Source organism: Methylobacterium sp. WL7 (assembly GCF_008040085.1).
GTDB classification, from domain to species: Bacteria; Pseudomonadota; Alphaproteobacteria; order Rhizobiales; family Beijerinckiaceae; genus Methylobacterium; species Methylobacterium mesophilicum.
Window position 1 is genome coordinate 27,788 of sequence record NZ_VRVG01000034.1, and the last position, 16,370, is coordinate 44,157.

At 67.0% G+C, this 16,370-nt stretch carries 18 protein-coding genes, 1 tRNA gene and 1 pseudogene; 7 read left to right on the forward strand and 13 right to left on the reverse strand.

Features of this window, described 5'->3' with window-relative positions:
* Positions 1 to 212: 212 nt before the first annotated feature.
* The 8 genes from FV233_RS11585 to hemB form a co-directional block, all read right to left on the reverse strand.
* Positions 213 to 1,505, reverse strand: coding sequence for an adenylosuccinate synthase (locus FV233_RS11585; RefSeq protein ID WP_147853266.1), 1,293 nt, complete (start codon positions 1,503 to 1,505; stop codon positions 213 to 215).
* A 143-nt stretch (positions 1,506 to 1,648) separates the two neighbouring features.
* Entirely contained in the window at positions 1,649 to 1,981 is a 333-nt protein-coding gene (locus tag FV233_RS11590; protein ID WP_147897567.1) for a hypothetical protein, read from the reverse strand.
* An 86-nt stretch (positions 1,982 to 2,067) separates the two neighbouring features.
* Positions 2,068 to 2,925, reverse strand: a complete 858-nt coding sequence (locus FV233_RS11595) for a D-amino-acid transaminase (RefSeq protein WP_147853268.1) — start codon at positions 2,923 to 2,925, stop codon at positions 2,068 to 2,070.
* A 52-nt stretch (positions 2,926 to 2,977) separates the two neighbouring features.
* Positions 2,978 to 4,285, reverse strand: a complete 1,308-nt coding sequence (purB, locus tag FV233_RS11600) for an adenylosuccinate lyase (RefSeq protein ID WP_147853269.1) — start codon at positions 4,283 to 4,285, stop codon at positions 2,978 to 2,980.
* 120 nt (positions 4,286 to 4,405) lie between these two features.
* Positions 4,406 to 5,152: an arginyltransferase gene (locus FV233_RS11605; RefSeq protein ID WP_147853270.1), complete on the reverse strand. Its 747-nt coding sequence runs from the start codon at positions 5,150 to 5,152 to the stop codon at positions 4,406 to 4,408.
* 124 nt (positions 5,153 to 5,276) lie between these two features.
* Positions 5,277 to 5,768: an RDD family protein gene (locus FV233_RS11610; protein ID WP_147897568.1), complete on the reverse strand. Its 492-nt coding sequence runs from the start codon at positions 5,766 to 5,768 to the stop codon at positions 5,277 to 5,279.
* Positions 5,769 to 5,848: 80 nt separating this feature from the next.
* Positions 5,849 to 6,181, reverse strand: coding sequence for a hypothetical protein (locus FV233_RS11615; protein ID WP_238262779.1), 333 nt, complete (start codon positions 6,179 to 6,181; stop codon positions 5,849 to 5,851).
* 32 nt (positions 6,182 to 6,213) lie between these two features.
* Positions 6,214 to 7,272 (reverse strand): porphobilinogen synthase, encoded by a 1,059-nt coding sequence (gene hemB, locus FV233_RS11620; RefSeq protein WP_147897570.1) that lies wholly within the window; start codon positions 7,270 to 7,272, stop codon positions 6,214 to 6,216.
* Between the two features lie 102 nt (positions 7,273 to 7,374).
* Here hemB and FV233_RS11625 point away from each other — a divergent pair, with 102 nt between their 5' ends.
* Together FV233_RS11625 and FV233_RS11630 are read left to right on the forward strand one after the other, a co-directional pair.
* Entirely contained in the window at positions 7,375 to 7,932 is a 558-nt protein-coding gene (locus FV233_RS11625) for a DUF6163 family protein (protein ID WP_238262781.1), read from the forward strand.
* Between the two features lie 162 nt (positions 7,933 to 8,094).
* Positions 8,095 to 8,607 carry a winged helix DNA-binding protein gene (locus tag FV233_RS11630; RefSeq protein WP_147853274.1) on the forward strand — a complete coding sequence of 171 codons (513 nt, stop codon included), beginning with the start codon at positions 8,095 to 8,097 and terminating at the stop codon, positions 8,605 to 8,607.
* 10 nt (positions 8,608 to 8,617) lie between these two features.
* Here the strand turns inward: FV233_RS11630 and FV233_RS11635 are convergent, their stop codons facing one another.
* Positions 8,618 to 9,220: an exopolysaccharide biosynthesis protein gene (locus tag FV233_RS11635; RefSeq protein ID WP_281406463.1), complete on the reverse strand. Its 603-nt coding sequence runs from the start codon at positions 9,218 to 9,220 to the stop codon at positions 8,618 to 8,620.
* A gap of 356 nt (positions 9,221 to 9,576) precedes the next feature.
* On the opposite strand from FV233_RS11635, the gene bcsS reads away from it, so the two are divergent.
* On the forward strand, positions 9,577 to 10,248 hold the full coding sequence (gene bcsS / locus FV233_RS11640) for a cellulose biosynthesis protein BcsS (protein WP_238262783.1): 672 nt from the start codon (positions 9,577 to 9,579) through the stop codon (positions 10,246 to 10,248).
* Here the strand turns inward: bcsS and FV233_RS11645 are convergent.
* Both FV233_RS11645 and FV233_RS11650 read right to left on the reverse strand, forming a co-directional pair.
* Positions 10,215 to 11,801, reverse strand: coding sequence for a cryptochrome/photolyase family protein (locus FV233_RS11645; RefSeq protein ID WP_147897571.1), 1,587 nt, complete (start codon positions 11,799 to 11,801; stop codon positions 10,215 to 10,217). The two genes, bcsS and FV233_RS11645, sit on opposite strands and share 34 nt — an antisense overlap.
* Before the next feature lie 10 nt (positions 11,802 to 11,811).
* A pseudogene (locus FV233_RS11650) lies at positions 11,812 to 12,536 on the reverse strand (SDR family oxidoreductase).
* A 110-nt stretch (positions 12,537 to 12,646) separates the two neighbouring features.
* On the opposite strand from FV233_RS11650, the gene FV233_RS11655 reads away from it, so the two are divergent.
* The 3 genes from FV233_RS11655 (at position 12,647) to FV233_RS11665 (ending at position 14,203) form a co-directional block, all read left to right on the forward strand.
* On the forward strand, positions 12,647 to 13,510 hold the full coding sequence (locus tag FV233_RS11655) for a formyltransferase family protein (protein ID WP_147853278.1): 864 nt from the start codon (positions 12,647 to 12,649) through the stop codon (positions 13,508 to 13,510).
* Positions 13,511 to 13,588: 78 nt separating this feature from the next.
* Positions 13,589 to 13,930 (forward strand): DUF1236 domain-containing protein, encoded by a 342-nt coding sequence (locus FV233_RS11660; protein ID WP_147897572.1) that lies wholly within the window; start codon positions 13,589 to 13,591, stop codon positions 13,928 to 13,930.
* A gap of 87 nt (positions 13,931 to 14,017) precedes the next feature.
* The gene (locus tag FV233_RS11665; RefSeq protein ID WP_147853280.1) at positions 14,018 to 14,203 is read left to right on the forward strand and encodes a hypothetical protein; all 186 of its coding nucleotides are present in this window, start codon (positions 14,018 to 14,020) and stop codon (positions 14,201 to 14,203) included.
* Positions 14,204 to 14,212: 9 nt separating this feature from the next.
* On the opposite strand, the gene FV233_RS11670 is transcribed toward FV233_RS11665, so the two are convergent.
* The gene (locus FV233_RS11670; RefSeq protein WP_147853281.1) at positions 14,213 to 15,238 is read right to left on the reverse strand and encodes a hypothetical protein; all 1,026 of its coding nucleotides are present in this window, start codon (positions 15,236 to 15,238) and stop codon (positions 14,213 to 14,215) included.
* Between the two features lie 503 nt (positions 15,239 to 15,741).
* Between FV233_RS11670 and FV233_RS11675 the strand changes: the two genes are divergently transcribed.
* Positions 15,742 to 16,023, forward strand: coding sequence for a PilZ domain-containing protein (locus tag FV233_RS11675; protein WP_147853282.1), 282 nt, complete (start codon positions 15,742 to 15,744; stop codon positions 16,021 to 16,023).
* A 190-nt stretch (positions 16,024 to 16,213) separates the two neighbouring features.
* Here the strand turns inward: FV233_RS11675 and FV233_RS11680 are convergent.
* A tRNA-Lys gene (locus tag FV233_RS11680) sits at positions 16,214 to 16,289 on the reverse strand.
* Between the last annotated feature and the right edge of the window lie 81 nt (positions 16,290 to 16,370).

The following is a 16,370-nucleotide window of genomic DNA, read 5'->3' on the forward strand; positions in this document are numbered from 1 at the left end:
CCCGAACCGACGATCGGGATCGGCCGCCGGCCGGTTATGTCTGCCCGCCGCGCGGATCGGCACCCGCGAGTCGGTTCCTCCGATATCGTACCGGGCGGTCGATCCCTAAGACCGACGCCCGCCATAGGCTGGTTCTAGATCAAGCGGACGCGGGCTGGATACATGCCGAACAGCAGAAAAGGTGCGTCATCAACGGGATAGGGCTTCAGGCCTCAATCCTCGAAGGGATTCTGCATCAGAATGGTGTCGTCGCGCTCGGGCGAGGTCGACAGCAGCGCCACCGGAGCCCCGATCAGCTCCTCGATCCGGCGGACATACTTGATGGCCTGCGCCGGCAGATCTGCCCAGGACCTCGCGCCCGCGGTCGTCTCAGACCAACCCGGAATGGTCTCGTAGACCGGCTCGACCCGGGCCTGCGCGGCCTGGCTCGCCGGCAGGTGGTCGATCGTCTGCCCGTCGAGCTTGTAGCTGGTGCACACGCGGATCTCGTCGAATCCGTCCAGGATATCGAGCTTGGTGAGCGCGATGCCGTGGATGCCGGAGGTCCGCACGGTCTGGCGCACCAGAACCGCGTCGAACCAACCGCAGCGGCGCTTGCGGCCGGTGTTGACGCCAAACTCGCGGCCACGAGCGCCGATGGTCTCGCCGATCTCGTCGTGCAACTCGGTGGGGAACGGCCCCTCTCCGACCCGGGTCGTGTAGGCCTTGGCGATGCCGAGCACGTAGCCGATCGCGCCCGGGCCCAGGCCGGACCCCGTCGCGGCCTGGGCCGCCACGATGTTCGAGGAGGTGACGAAGGGATAGGTGCCGTGATCGACGTCGAGCAGCGCGCCCTGGGCGCCCTCGAACAGGATGCGCTTGCCGGCCCGGCGCTGGTCGTCGAGCAACCGCCAGACCGTGTCGGCGAACGGCAGGATTTTTGGGGCGATCGCAGTCAGTTCGGCGAGAAGCGCCTCGGCATTCACTTCGTCGATGCCAAGCCCGCGCCGGAGCGCGTTGTGATGGGTCAGAACCCGCTCGATCTTGGCCGGCAGCGCATCGATATCGGCGAGATCGACCACCCGGATGGCGCGGCGCCCGACCTTGTCCTCGTAAGCCGGCCCGATGCCCCGCTTCGTGGTTCCGATCTTCAGGCCGGCATTGGCGGTCTCACGGAAATGATCGAGTTCGCGGTGGAGCGGCAGGATCAGCGTGGCGTTATCGGCGATCCGCAGAGAGGCGGGCGACACCTCGACGCCCTGCGCCTTGATCCGCTCGATCTCGTCCACGAGGTGCCAGGGATCTACCACGACCCCATTGCCGATCACCGAGAGCTTGCCGCCGCGCACGACCCCGGATGGCAGGAGCGCCAGCTTGTACGTCACCCCGTCGATGACGAGCGTGTGGCCGGCATTGTGGCCGCCCTGGAACCGGACGACGATGTCGGCTTGCTCGGAGAGCCAGTCGACGATCTTGCCCTTGCCCTCGTCGCCCCACTGGGCGCCTACAACGACGACGTTGGCCATGCCTGCCTGCTTACCCGCGACGGAAACCGGGACGGAGCAGCCCACGGGTGCGGGCTGCGTACGTCGTGAGCCGTTTCCGCGATCCGCGCGGCGAAATCAAGCAAGGCTGCCACATGGCAGCCCGCACGCTCTGCGGAACGCGCTTATTTCGCCTCGGTGCCGGAGTTCCGGCCGGGGAGTTCCTGCGGCTTGATCACCGGCATCGAACCGGTCTCGTCCGGCTTCACAACGGTGCCGGTGGTGCCGGTCTCCGGCGGCTTGATCACGCCGTCGTTCTTCTGGAGCTTGTCGCTGAGCGACTGATCCTTGGGCGGCGCGTCGGCGCTGGGGCGGACGCGATCCGGCGGCGTCTGGGTCGACGGCGGCAGAGCCGGATCGGTGTCCCGGCCCTTCAGCGGAGCATCCGGGTTCTGAGCATAGGCGGGAACAGCAAACAGAGCCGCCGCGAAAGCGGCGAGCAGGATCTTCCTCGACAAGGTTGGTCTCCCCTCTTGGAACACGCGTTCCGAGAGCAACAGACTTGTGTCGGATCCGTTCCTGTTTGCTGCGTGGCGCGGCCAGCTCAACCCTGACAAGCGGCCTCGACGTAGAGTTCGCGCAGGCGCCGGGTCAGCGGACCGGGACGGCCCTCGCCGATCGACCGGCCGTCGATCTCCACCACCGGCATCACGAAGGCTGAGGCGCTGGTGTAGAACGCCTCCTGGGCTTCGTAGGCCTCGGCGACCGAGAACAACCGTTCCTCGACCTTCAGGTCGGCCTCGCCGGCGAGCTTCAGCACGGAGGCCCGGGTGATGCCTGGCAGCAGCGCCGTCGAGAGCGGCCGCGTGACGAGGACGCGCTCGCGGCTCACGATGAACGCTGTGGACGACGAGCCCTCGGTCACCGCCCCGTCCTCGACCATCCAGGCCTCGGCGACCCCGGCCTCGGCGGCCTGCTGCTTGGCGAGAACCTGCGCCAGCAAGGCCACCGACTTGATGTCCCGCCGCTTCCAGCGCAGGTCCTCGACGGTGATGACCCGGGCGCCGGTCTCGGCGAGCGGGTTGGCCAGCACGGTCTTGGCCTGCGTGAACATCATCACGGTGGGCTCGGTCCCGGCCTTCGGGAAGGCGAAGTCGCGCTCGGCAACGCCGCGGGTGACCTGCATGTAGACGAGTCCCTCGCGGACGCCGTTGCGCGCAACGAGCTCGGTCTGCAGCTTTTCCCATCCGGCCGCGTCGTGCGGGTTGCGGATGCCGATCTCGCCCAGCGAGCGATCGAGGCGCGCCAGGTGCGCGGCGTTGTCGACGAGCTTGCCGTCGATAATCGCGGAAACCTCGTAGATTCCGTCCGCGAACAGAAAGCCGCGGTCCATGATCGGTACGCGCGCCTCCTCAAAGGGGAGAAATGCGCCGTTGAGGTAGACGATGCGGGGAGCGGTCACGGATTGCCTTCCTATGTTCGTCACGGGCCCAAGCAGGATTCGTGCAGCGGTTTCAGGCTGCGCCGAACACGCGCGCAAAGATCGTGTCGACATGCTTGAAGTGATAGCCGAGGTCGAAGCATTCCTCGATCTGCTCGGGGGTGAGCGCCGCGGTCACCTCAGCATCCGCCTTCAGCAGAGCCAGGAAGTCACCCTCCCCGCGCCAGACGGGCATCGCGTTGCGCTGGACCAACCGGTAGGAATCCTCGCGGGACACGCCGGCCTGGGTGAGTGCCAAGAGCACCCGCTGCGAATGGACGAGGCCGCCGAGGCGGTCGAGGTTCTTCTGCATGTTGGCCGGGTAGATCAGCAGCTTCTCGATCACCCCGGTCATGCGGGCCAGCGCGAAGTCGAGGGTCACGGTGGCATCCGGGCCGATCATCCGCTCCACGGAGGAATGCGAGATGTCGCGCTCATGCCAGAGCGCGACGTTCTCCATGGCCGGGACGACGTAGCCCCGAACCATCCGGGCGAGGCCGGTGATGTTCTCGGTGAGCACCGGGTTACGCTTGTGCGGCATGGCCGAGGATCCCTTCTGACCCTCGGAGAAGAACTCCTCCGCTTCGAGCACCTCGGTGCGCTGCAGGTGGCGGATCTCGATGGCCAAGCGCTCGAGCGACGAGGCGACGACGCCCAGCGTCGCGAAGAACATCGCGTGGCGGTCACGCGGGATGACCTGAGTCGAGACCGGCTCGGCGGTCAGGCCCATCTTCTCGGCGACGTACTGCTCCACCCGCGGATCGATGTTGGCGAACGTGCCGACCGCCCCCGAGATCGCGCAGGTCGCGACCTCCTCGCGGGCCGCGACCAGGCGACGGCGGCTGCGCTCGAACTCGGCATAGGCCTGCGCAAGTTTGAGCCCGAAGGTCACCGGCTCGGCATGGATACCGTGCGAGCGTCCGATGGTCGGCGTGAGCTTATGCTCCAACGCCCGCGCCTTGAGAGCGGCCAGCAGCGCGTCGACATCGGCGATCAGGATGTCGGCGGCGCGCACGAGTTGAACGTTGAGGCAGGTGTCGAGGACATCCGAAGAGGTCATGCCCTGGTGGACGAAGCGCGCCTCCGGGCCGACGATCTCGGCGAGGTGTGTGAGGAACGCGATGACGTCGTGTTTCGTCACCGCCTCGATCTCGTCGATACGGGCGACGTCGAACGCCGCGTCCTTGCCCTTGGCCCAGATCGTCTCGGCGGCCGCCTTCGGCACGACGCCGATCTCGGCCAGCGCCGTGGTGGCATGGGCCTCGATCTCGAACCAGATCTTGAAGCGGCTCTCGGGCGACCAGATCGCCGTCATCGTCGGGCGGCTGTAACGGGGGATCATGGGAGCCTCGGCACGGTCCGGAATTCGTGCGTGGCCGGTAGCATGTGCCGGCCCGGCCGCTCAATGCGGTTCACGCAGGCCGGCGCCACGCCGGAGCATGACGTCTGATGTCGATCCCGGTCAGGGCACGCGGACCCAGCCCTGCCCCATCAGCCGTTCCTGCGGGCGGAACCGGGACTTGTAATCCATCTTGCGCGAGCCCTCGACCCAGTAGCCCAGATAGAGGTAGGGCAGTCCAAGGCGACGGGCGCGCCGGATGTGGTCGAGGATCATGTAGGTGCCCGGCGACCGCCCGGCCTCCTCCGGATCGTAGAACGAGTAGACCATCGACAGACCGTCCGCGAGGACGTCTGTGAGGCAGTAGGCGAGCGGCGGCCCGAACCCGCGCCCGGTGATCGCCGTGTCCGGACCGCGCCGTCTGTACGACACCAGATGCGTGTCGACGTGGCTGTCCTCGATCATCATGGCGTAGTCGAGCACCGTCATGTCGACCATGCCGCCATCGCCATGGCGGGCGTCGAGGTAGCGGCGGAAAAGAGCGTACTGCTCAGAGGCAGGCCGATTCGGTTCCGGCGCGCCGATCCAGTCGTCGTTGCGCGCCAGGATTCGCTTCTGGCTGGCGGTCGGCTGGAAGTCGTCGACCACGACCCGCACCGAGATGCAGCCGCGGCAGGTCTCGCAGGCCGGGCGATACGCGATGGTCTGCGAGCGGCGGAAGCCGCCCTGCGTCAGGATCTCGTTGAGGTCCCGGGCACGGCGCCCGACCAGATGCGTGAACACCTTCCGCTCCTCCTGGCCCGGGAGATACGGACACGGCGAAGGCGCGGTCAGGTAGAATTGCGGAGTGTCGCGCGGATGGCTCGTCACGCTTGGTCTTGGCCCTGCACCGGGTGGTCCTCGCGGCGCCGGCGTACCAATGTACAGGCGACACGGCCGGGCTCAATGCCCCCGGCCGCTCGCCGCATGAGAATTTCGTCGCGCCTCCGGGGTCTCAGCGGGCGTGAACGACGGCCAAGCCGAGTAGCAGGTCGTGGCCCAGGCGCCGATCGGCGCGCATCAGACCGAACGCGACATCGAGGCACCACAGGAGGAAGGTCGAGACCGCGACGTAGAACAGCAGCGCGTGGACGGCCGCGCTGATGAAGTCCACGGGGCCGCCGCGCTCAGGGGCGACCACCCGAAGGCCCATCAGACGCTGCCCGATGGTGCTCTGTTTGGCTCCCCCCACCGTGATGGCGCTGTAGATCACGCCGCTCGCTGGAAGCACCGCGAACAAAGTCCAGCCCAGCCCGAAGGTCACCACGCCGATGACCGTGATCAGCAGCGTTAGCAGGGCGGTAAAGCCGAAGATGAACAGGATATCGAGCAGATACGCGACGGTGCGGGCCCCGAGGCTGGCACGCACGAACGGGATGGGCAGCGAAGCTGTGTAGCCAGGGGCCTCGTAGCGCTGCTCGGCGTCACCGGGTTGGGGATTTTGCATAAGTGTCGCGTCCTGCAAGCGAGGCGGCCTATCGAGACGTGGGTGCGGAAAGCGGCCGCCGCAAGAGCGGATTCGCGCGCTCAACGCTCCGCGGGATCATCGGCCTCCGCGTCCGGCGTGTCGAGGTAGAACCGCTTCAGCAGGTAGAGCGAGGGGCCGGACAAGCTGCTCCCCTCGGTCGCCAGCCCGATGAGCGTCGCGCCGGCATCGAAGCGGCAAGTCAGCCAGTGCTGACGGTTTCCTTCGGCATAATCGACCCGGACGGTATCCGCGGCCGGCCCCGGCGCGGCGCGCAGCAACCGGATGCCAGGCTGTGGCGCCACCGCCGGCAGGGCGCGCCGGCAGGTGGCGACCCGTTCCCGGCGGAGCGTATCCTGGCAGGCCGCGAGCCCCCCTAGGAAACCCGCCGTCACCGCCGCTCCGAGGAGCCAGCGGCGCCCATGCCTCACCGGGCGTTGCGCAGGCGCTCGGCGACCCGGGGCGCGTGGTAGGTCAGCACCCCGTCGGCGCCGGCGCGCTTGAAGGCGAGGAGAGCCTCCACCATCGCGCGGTCGCCATCGAGCCAGCCGTTGCGGGCCGCTGCCTCGATCATCGCGTACTCGCCGGACACCTGATACGCGAAGGTCGGCACCTGGAACTCGTCCCGTACCCGCCGGATGATATCGAGATAGGGCAGCCCCGGCTTGACCATCACCGAGTCGGCTCCCTCTGCCAGATCGAGCCGGACCTCGTGCAGAGCCTCCGCGGAGTTGCCTGGGTCCATCTGGTAGGTGCGCTTGTCGCCCACCAGCGCCGCCTGGGTGCCGATCGCATCGCGGAACGGCCCGTAGAACGCGCTGGCATACTTGGCCGCGTAGGCCATGATCTGCACGTCGAGGAAGCCGGCCTTGTCGAGCCCGGCCCGGATCGCGCCGACGCGCCCGTCCATCATGTCAGAGGGGGCGATGATGTCGGTGCCGGCCTCGGCCTGGATGAGGCTCTGCTCCACCAGGATCGCCACCGTTTCGTCGTTCAGGATCGCGCCGTCCTTCATCAGCCCATCGTGCCCGTGGCTGGTATAGGGATCGAGCGCCACGTCGGTCATCACGCCGATTTCGGGCACCGCCCGCTTCACGGCCCGCACCGCGCGGCAGACCAGATTGTTGGCGTTGAGCGCCTCGGAGCCGGTCGGATCGCGCAGCGCAACCTCGGTGTAGGGGAAGAACGACACCGCCGGGATACCCAGCCGCGCCGCACGCTCCGCGTCGCGCACGATCTCGTCCACGGAGAGCCGCTCGACTCCCGGCATCGAGGCGATCGGCTCGCGCCGGCCCTCGCCCTCGATCACGAACATCGGCCAGATCAGGTCGTCGACCGTGAGCGTATGCTCACGCACCAACCGCCGCGACCACTCCGCCTTTCGGTTGCGGCGCGGGCGCTGCGTGATCTTCAGCACGTCCGGACGCGCGCTCTCGCGAGCGGCCTCCAGGGCGATCGGGCGCGGCTCTGGCAAGATGTCTGACATGCGGCTTCGGTATCGTGCGCGCGGTGAAGCGTGGGTCGCGCGGCGCATCGGCGCTGGGGCTTCCGGACTAGCACACCGTCCGGGCACGGTGAAATCAGACCGTTGACGCAGGGCGCCGGAACGGATTCAACCCAGCATATCCCCCATCAATCCCGGCCTCCCGACGATGCATCGGCTTTTCTCACCCACGGGCGCGCTGTAATGCCCGGCTCCTTCCCGATCCGGCGCAAGGGTGTTCGGCCGGGCGACACGCCCACCGACCGGATCGAGCGCGCGCCGGGGCCGGCCCCCGGAACATGGGACACGGTCCTCGTCTGGTTCATGCGGATCACGGCGCTGTTCTGGCTAGTCAAGAGCATCGCGTCCTGGGCGACGATCCTCGACGTCATGCCAGATTCGCGCCCCTTCGAAATCGAGCCGTTCGGCCGCCAGGCCGCGATCGTCTACTTCGCGGTGGTGGACGCGTCGGCGGCCATCGGCCTGTGGCTAACGAGCGCATGGGGCGGCGTGATCTGGTTGCTGGCCGTGACATCCGCGATGACGCTCGCGGTGTTGACCCCGCAACTCGTCCCGATGCCGGTGCCGTTGCTCGTATTCGGCCTGACCGTCGTGCTGATGTACTTCATGCTGTCCTGGCTGGCCGCGCAGGAAGCACGGTGAACGAACCGTTCTGATCTTCGCTTCAGTTTGTCTTTACCGCGAAGAGTAAATCGGGAATTCATCCTGTCGCTTAAATCGCCTTTCATTCCCGGTACGTAGCTTAGCCATCATCAGCGGCACCGCATCGAACGGGCGCCGCGGCAACAGACGGTGAGGCAGACGATGAAGACCCAGAGCGCCCGTGTCGCGAAGAGCGAGGCCCCCGAGGAGACCCCGTCCGCCAAGGGCTCCTACCTGGAGGCGCTTCACCTAGTCGAGCGGCTGCACCGCCGGCTGCTGGATGTGATCAAGGACGAGTTCGAGCGCCGCGGCCGGGAAGACGTCAACAGCGTCCAGGCGCTGCTTCTGTACAACATCGGCGACAAGGAGCTGACCGCGAGCGAGTTGCGGACGAAGGGCTACTATCTCGGCTCCAACGTCTCCTACAACGTCAAGAAGCTCGTCGAGGCCGGCTACCTGCACCACGCTCGCTCGAAGACCGACCGACGCTCCGTCCGAATCAGCCTCACCGAGAAGGGCCAGCAGGTCCACGAGATCATCCAGGGGCTCTACGACAAGCATGCCCGCACGATCGCGCCGATCGGAGGCATCTCGGACGACGACTTCGGCCGGCTGAATACGGCTCTGGGCCGTCTCGAGCGCTTCTGGACCGACCAGATCCGTTACCGGCTCTGATCCGAGCGGCTCAGAGGTTCAGGAGGCTGACGATCCCGGCGATGACCGCGTAGGCGAAGCCCGCATTGATGGCGACGCCGAAGACGCCGATCACCAATCCGCCCATGACGACGAGGCCGTCGCGCTCGACGAGGCCGAGACCCACGAGGCAGACGGCGAGCCCCAGCGGGATCTGCCCGACGATCGGCGCGGCCACGATCAGCGCCAGCGCCAGCGCCAACAGGGCGATCCCCATCCCGCGCATGCCCAGCGCGGTCTCGAACACGCTGACGCGCGGACGCGACCAGCGCTCCAGACGCCGCAGGATCGGCACCGCCCGGGTGACGGCGCGGCGCACATCGGTGAGCGCGATCGATCGGCCGAGCAGGATCCGGGGCAGCCACGGCGCCGACATGCCGGCCGCGATCTGAACGGCCACGAGCAGCAGCAGGAGCCCGCAGATCAGCGGGATCGGCGGCGGCATCGGCAAGCAATTCGGCAAGCCGAGCAGAACCACGAGCAGCGCGAAGGCGCGATCCCGCAGCACTGCGACGATGTCGCCCACGGTGAGGCGCTCCCCCTCCTGGCTCGCTAGCACAGTGAGGACGTCCGACGTTCGTGAACCGGCAGTCAAGGATCCGCCAACCTTCGCTGTCCTGGCGCGGGCTCTAGCCGAGATCACCCGGCAGGCCAAGCGCGTGGCTGCCGCACGGACCTGTTGCTGCGGCACGGTCGAGGATTCATACCTAAGGTAACGCCAATCAAACTCGAAGCAAATCTTACGTATGTCAAAGCACATCTTCGATGCTGTGCATTTCGCCGGCAGCACGCCTGCGCAACTCGAGATAATTTTCCAGTGAACCTACGGTAAAAATTACTGCGCTCTACGTCGTTCAGCAGTAGGTTTACGGCTTCGCCACCGAGGGCGGATCCGTGTGCAGGAGCAAAGCCTTCGCGATCGGCCGGAGCAAGCCGCTCGGAGCCTCCCTGGTGGCCTCGCTGTTCGCTGTGCAGGCTCCTCCGGCATGCGGCGGAGAGATCGATGCGCTGCTGTTCGGCAGCCTCGACGCCGGCGCCGCGACATTCCTGACCGTCGGCGCGAAGCTCGCGCTCGGCCCTCTCGATCAGGACGGCTTCGTCATACTCGCGAGCGTCGGGAGCGGTCGTCAACGCGAACGCGGCGCATTCGGCCTTCCGCGCACGCGCTACACGTTCATCGCGGCCGCGGTTCTCGGTTACCAATGGTTCTACGATTGGGGAACGACCGCAATCTTCGCGGGGCCCGAAGGCTCGATGGAGATGCTGGCCGACCCGCGCGCCGTAACGGTCTCGCCAGCCGCGTATGGCATGCGCCTGCACGCCGAGATCTGGGCACGCCCGACCGAGAACACGCTCCTCCAGGCGACCGCTGTCTCCGGCTCGACTCGCGTCAGCTTATGGACACGACTCGCCTGGGGCTATCGGATAGGTGGCGCCTATCTCGGCCCGGAGATCAGCGCGTACGGAGACGAGACGGGCTATCGAAAATGGAATCTCGGCTTGCACGCGACCGATTTTGCCATCGCCCGCTACAGCTTCCGTGTGTCGGCCGGTCTTCAAACCGAGACGGCTTGGCGAAGCGCCGCACCCTACGTGGCGTTGGCGGTGTGGTCGCCCTGGTGAACGCGCTCGGATTCGAGGGCGCCGAGGAAGCGGCTCGCATCCTCACGGATCTCGGCGCGGCGCTGATCACTCATGCCTCGGAGGGTCCGATACGGCATCGCCATGCGCGGGTTTCCAGACAGCGTGTCAGCGTTCTCGATCAGGAAATTCCAGTACAGGTAGTTGAACGGGCATGCGTCCGGCCCCGCCTTGACCTTTACGTCGTAGGCACAACGCGCGCAGTAATCCGACATCCGGTCGATATAGGCGCCTGAGGCCGCGTAGGGCTTAGAGCCCATCACGCCCCCATCGGCCCACAGCACCATGCCGTGCACGTTGGGCAACTCGACCCATTCGTAGGCGTCGGCGAACACGATCAGGTACCATTCCTCGACCTGTGCCGGATCAAGGCCGGCGATCAGGGCAAAGTTTCCGGTTACCATCAGGCGCTGGATGTGATGGGCGTAGGCGTGGCGACGGGTATCCGCGACCACGTTGGCGATGCAGTTCAGCTTCGTCTCACCCGACCAGTAGAACCACGGCAGGTCCCTGCCGGCATCCAGAGCATTGGTCTCCCGATACTCCGGCATGCGTGCCCAGTAGACGCCGCGGACATATTCCCGCCAGCCGAGGATCTGCCGGATGAACCCCTCGACACAGTTGAGCGGCGCGGTCCCGTCTCGATAGGCCCGTTCGGCGGCCCAGCAGACTTCCTCGGCAGTCAGCAAGCCGGCGTTGAGCGGTGGCGATAGCAGCGCGTGGTAGAGGTACGGCGCGCCGGCCTTCATGGCATCCTGGTAATCGCCGAACGTGGACAGGCACTGTTCGATGAAGTGCTTGAGGGCGGCTAGCGCGTCGGCCCGCGTTACCGGCCAGGAAAAGGTCGCGAGGTCGCCGAAATGGCTGGCGAACTCGCGCTCCACCAGCGCGATGGCCTCCCGGGTAATCGCGTCGGGCTGGAACCCGATGCGGTCCGGTAGCCGGTGCCCCTTCGGCAGACGCTTACGGTTGTCGGGATCGAAGTTCCAGCGGCCGCCGACGGGCTCGCCGCCATCCATGAGGAGGCCAGTCCGACGGCGCATGCCGCGATAGAACGTCTCCATCCGAAGATGATGACGCCCCTCGGCCCAGCGGGCGAAATCCATCCGCGGGCACAGAAAGCGGTTGTCGGACCGGATCTCCACCGGGACGGGCAGGGCCTCGCGCCAATCCTGCATCATCTCCCAGACCCGCCATTCGCCGGGCTCGGTGACGACGACGGAGGTGGGCGCATGGCGGGCCACCGCCCGCTCCAGCTCGCCCGTGAAGCTGCCGGTGTTACCGAGATCCGTGAGGCGGACGTAATCGACCGCGACACCCTCGGCCTCCAGTTCGGCACCGAAATGGCGCATGGCGGCGAACAGGAAGGCGATCTTCTGCTTATGGTGACGGACATAGGTCGCCTCGTCCCGCACCTCGACGAGCAGGACGACGTCGCGCTCGGGATCGAGGTCGAGCAGGCTCGACACCCGCCGGTTCAACTGATCCCCGAGGACGAACCGCAGGACGCCTCCGGCTTCTCGTGTGGGCTTCATGGACACCCCGTCAGCCCTTCGTGCGCAGGTTCGCGCGTCCGCCATCGACCCCGATCACCTGCCCGGTGATCCAGCCGGCCTCGTCCGAGACCAGGAAGGCCGCGAGTGAAGCGATGTCCTCCGGGCGTCCGAGACGCTGGAGCGCGTGCATGGTGGCGATCCCCTCAGTCAGGGTCTCGTTGCCGGTGATGGCCGCCGCCAGCGGGGTCCGGGTCAGAGAGGGCGCGACCACGTTGATCCGCATCTGCGGTGCCAATTCGGCCGCGAGCGACAAGCCGAGCCCCTCGACGGCACCCTTTGCCATCGCCACCAGGTATGCGCGGGGAAACCCTGGGCCACGGCAACCGTCGAGAACAGCACGACCCCAGAACCCGATTCGCCGGCGCCGGACTTGAGTGCGGCCGCGGCGGATTGCACGGCCGAGAAGGCGCCGAGCGCATTGATGCGGAAGTCGGTCTCTACATCGACCCGAGTCAGCCGCCCGATCAGCCGCAGGTTGATGGTGCCAACCGCGTAGACCAAACCCGCGAGAGAGGGACCGACCGCCTCGCTGACAGCGGCGAAGAAATCGCGGTCGCCGACCGTGAAGGTCGTATCGCTGAGTTCGTCGGCCGCTTGCACCAGTCGGTCTCCGTCCCGAGCCGCGAGATGCAAGGCGTAGCCACGCGCCCGCAGGGCCCGAGCAGTCGCCAAGCCGATGCCGCCCATGCCGCCGTAGATCAGAACCTGTCGCACGCACGGGCCTCTTGCTACCCAACCTGGCCCGGACAAAGTAAGGCCGGTTCCGTCCCCGGGCAGGCGGCCGGCTCACTCGCTCCACGTGCACAAGGTCGCAGGCGGCAAGCATGAAGTTCGCGTTCGCCGGCATCGATTTCCTCGGCGGCGTGTTCGAGGGCCTGGTCGAGGCCGGCTGGAAGCCGGTCAAACTGTTCACCCGGCCCTGTGACGGCGTCTACGATCACAACGACGTGCTGGTCGCCCGCGCCCGTTCGCTGCGCCTGCCAATCCAGTTGTCACGCATCCGAGAGCGCGACATCGAGGCACTCCAGGCCGAGCACGGCAAGGATTGGGCGTTGGTGGTGGCCGGCTATCCCTGGCTCGTGAAGGGCTGGCGCGGCCGGGCCGCCTACGGGCTGAACATCCATCCTTCGCCGCTGCCGACCGGCCGCGGGCCGTACCCGTTGTTCCGGGCGGTATTGGACCGGTACGAGACATGGGGTGTCACGGCCCACGTGCTCGCTGACGGGTTCGACACCGGCGACATCCTGGCTCAGGAGATCTTTGGCCTCGACGAGGCCGAGTCCCATGAGACGGTTCTCGCCAAGTGCCAGATGGTGGCCCGGCGTCTCGCGTCAGGACCAATCGGCAAGGACCTTCCCGCACTTTGGCGACGCGCCGAGCCGCAGGGCGACGGGTCGTACTGGCCCCGCGCTACAGACACCGACCGGACCCTCGATTTCCGCCAGGATGTGGGATCGATCCTGCGCCGGGTCCGGGCCTTCGGCACCGTCGAGACCATCGCCCGGCTGGGGGACGCGCGGGTCTACGTCGCTGCGGCCGAGGGCTGGCGCGAAAGCCACCCGCACACGCCGGGTGCGGTGGTGCACCGCCATCGCCGGCACGTCGTGATCGCCGCGCTGGACGGCTACGTGCAGATCACCCGCTGGTCGCCGGTGCCGCTGGCGGAGGCCGCGCAGGTCGGGCGCTGATATCGCGCGTTGTGGCGAGCTGGAACGCATTCGTGACGGGCGGTGTTTCCGCCGGTCCTGGACGTCACGGAGCCTCACATGTCGACACGCGCAAGCCTCGCCGCAGCCCTCGGGCTTGCCGCGCTGTTCACCGGATCCGCTTTCGCGCAGGGCGTGATCGTGGATCAGGACGATTTCGGTCCGGACGACGAGGTCGTCGTGCGCGACTACATCGTGCGCCGTTCGGTCGGCCCGGGCCCGATCGTCGGATCGATTCCGCTGCGGCCGGGTACCATCGTACCGGCGGACGTTGAACTCGCGCCGTTCACCGATACGCAGAACCCGCGCCTGCGCCGGTACGGCTACTTCGTAGCCCCCGGCGACAAGGTCGTGGTCGTGGATCCGGCGACCCGCGCGGTGGTGCGCATCTTCGACCGCTGAGCCCGAACCGGCGCCCGTTCGCCTTCCGGTCGCCGATCCGCTAACACCCTGGTGCGAATGATCAAGAAAAGCGCCAGGGGGAAACACATGAAGGCCAAGCCATACGTGGTTTCGGGCGAAGCGCTCCTCGTCTCGGTGCTGCTGCTCCTGTCGGGGGCGATGCTGTTCGAGTGGATGGTGATCTCGCCCGACAGCCCTGTCTCCGCGCTCCTGCGCGTGATCGGGGCCGCCGCTGCGGCTTTCGTGGCGATCCTGCCCTTCCGCCGGGCCTGAGCACTGCGCTCACCAGTCGCTGAGTGCGGCGCGCTTCCAGCGATTGGCGGCGACGCAGCGGTACTCGAACGCCTCGTCCCAGGCATGATCGCCCGGCGAGCAGGTCTCACGGCTGCTCCGCGGCGGGTTCGGTGACGTCTCCCGGACGGAGGCGGCCTGAACCCGTCCCCCATCGCTCACCCGGAACACGGGACCGTTCCCGGTCCCGTAGACCAGATCCCGGCCATCGAAGCCGAAGGTGCGCGCGAAGGCACCATCACGGTTGCCGTCGAGCGCGATCGACTGACCCGCCCCCAGCAGGATCGGCACGCCGGTGAAACGGCCGGCCGCGGTGTCGATCCCGATCCCGTAGGTGCCCTCCCCCTGGAACGAGAAACCGCGGTCGGTGACCGAGCCCGGGAGGTTGCCCAGCAGGACGCCGTAGCCGGTATGGGCGCCCGGGACGCCGCCCGTGGAGATCTGCAGGCCGACCCGTTGGCGATTGCGATCCGTCGTCGGCGATTGCGCGGACACGTCGATCTCGGCGCCGATGCAAGAGGCGACCGGATCGGCCTCCTGGGTCATGTCTACGCAGTTGAAGTTTCCGGCCCAGGACGGCCCCACCGGTCCGATGCCGTTGGGCTCCTTAAAGATCGTGCCGTTGACGGCAACGTTCTGCGCTCCGGTGCTGGCCAGGCTGCGGTTGTGCAGTTCGCCCGTGATCGTCCATTCGTAGCCAGCATTCTGCGGGCCCGACGATCCAAGCGCCCACAGCGCCTTGTAGGTGTGGCCCGGCTCCCCCGACCCCTCCGGGATGTGCCGATCGACCCGCAACGTCGAAGCGGGATCGAAGCGCCCCGGCCGATTCCAGAGGAAGGCGTGGCCGCCATCAAGGCCCGGCAGGCCGGTGCCCTGGACATCGCGGGAGAACCCCGTTGGCCAAGACGGGGGCGCTGCAAGGATGGGGACGCCGCCGGGCGCTTCGGCGCGGATGGCGGTGGGCCAGACGGCCCAGAGGAGACAGGACAAGGCTGTGAGGCGGGGGCGGATGCGCATGGATCGTCTCCGGAGGCCCCCTGGGGGCGGGGGTGTGTCGAGGTTGTGCGCGGAGCCTGCCGGTTCAGCATTGGAAACGCCATAATTCCGGCACTTGGCTCGAACGCCGCGGCCGGATCATGCGTTTGGGTCGCGCAGTGCATCGTGATCTGATGCGCAACACGTCGAGATAAGGAGAGCGACCCATGTCGAAGTCGCTGCGATTCCTGCGGAACTGGTTCCTACTGTCGATTCCTGTCGGGTTGTTCGTCGGCCGTTTCATCAAGGCTGGCAAAGGTCCGCCACTGCCCAAAGACGAGCCTAGGTAGCAGCCACAGCGCATCGCCGGCTACACGCCGCTCGTGACGGGGGCCGTGTGCACCAGTCCGCGCATAGCCTAGGAGGCTCGCCCCGGCACTTTATTTTCGAACAGTTACAACCATGATCAATCGATCATTAGTGTTTTCGGCGCATTTTTACTGACATCGCGGCAGATCGGCCGAGATCTCCAGGGTCATCCGGCCATGCCCCGCACCGCCAGGCCCCCGATCGGCTTCGTCGAGCGACGCGCCAGCGATCGCAAGGCGACGGCGCTTCTGGCCTTCGCGCAGCACCCGGACGGATCGCGCTTTCCCTGCCGGATCCAGAACCTCTCCGACGGCGGCGCTATGCTCGAATTCCTCGGCTCCCAGGTTGTCACGTTGGAGACCGCATTCGACCTCGTGCTGGCGAATACCGAGATCCGCTACGCCGTGAAGTTGATATGGCGGAAGGAGCGAACAGCCGGGGTACTGTTCTGCGTGTAAGGGCGGATTGAACTAAAATTTTGAATCGCAATCATCACACAATACAGAGCAAGCGCGCACAAAGACATTTTTGCAATTCTATTTACGCTCCCTAATCGTTTGACGTCCGTGTGATGGCCCGACCAACCCGTGCGCAATTGGCTCGAGTCGAAACCCCATCACGCTCGAGTTTTCATCATCGTGAATTGTGTGGTGAGCGCGCTGGGACTCGAACCCAGGACCTACAGATTAAAAGTCCGTTGCTCTACCAGCTGAGCTACGCGCTCGCGTCCGGGGACCGCCCTGCGGCGGCCGCGCGGGGACGGCGCGTTCGCAATAGGTGAGCGGGGCCGGGGGGTCAACACGGG

Coding starts and splice junctions, on each gene's coding strand:
- FV233_RS11585 (WP_147853266.1), bottom strand. CDS start 1,505: ATGGCCAACGTCGTCGTTGTAGGCGCCCAGTGGGGCGACGAGGGCAAG.
- purB (WP_147853269.1), bottom strand. CDS start 4,285: ATGATCCCCCGTTACAGCCGCCCGACGATGACGGCGATCTGGTCGCCC.
- FV233_RS11610 (WP_147897568.1), bottom strand. CDS start 5,768: ATGCAAAATCCCCAACCCGGTGACGCCGAGCAGCGCTACGAGGCCCCT.
- hemB (WP_147897570.1), bottom strand. CDS start 7,272: ATGTCAGACATCTTGCCAGAGCCGCGCCCGATCGCCCTGGAGGCCGCT.
- FV233_RS11630 (WP_147853274.1), top strand. CDS start 8,095: ATGAAGACCCAGAGCGCCCGTGTCGCGAAGAGCGAGGCCCCCGAGGAG.
- FV233_RS11645 (WP_147897571.1), bottom strand. CDS start 11,801: ATGAAGCCCACACGAGAAGCCGGAGGCGTCCTGCGGTTCGTCCTCGGG.
- FV233_RS11655 (WP_147853278.1), top strand. CDS start 12,647: ATGAAGTTCGCGTTCGCCGGCATCGATTTCCTCGGCGGCGTGTTCGAG.
- FV233_RS11660 (WP_147897572.1), top strand. CDS start 13,589: ATGTCGACACGCGCAAGCCTCGCCGCAGCCCTCGGGCTTGCCGCGCTG.
- FV233_RS11665 (WP_147853280.1), top strand. CDS start 14,018: ATGAAGGCCAAGCCATACGTGGTTTCGGGCGAAGCGCTCCTCGTCTCG.
- FV233_RS11670 (WP_147853281.1), bottom strand. CDS start 15,238: ATGCGCATCCGCCCCCGCCTCACAGCCTTGTCCTGTCTCCTCTGGGCC.
- FV233_RS11675 (WP_147853282.1), top strand. CDS start 15,742: ATGCCCCGCACCGCCAGGCCCCCGATCGGCTTCGTCGAGCGACGCGCC.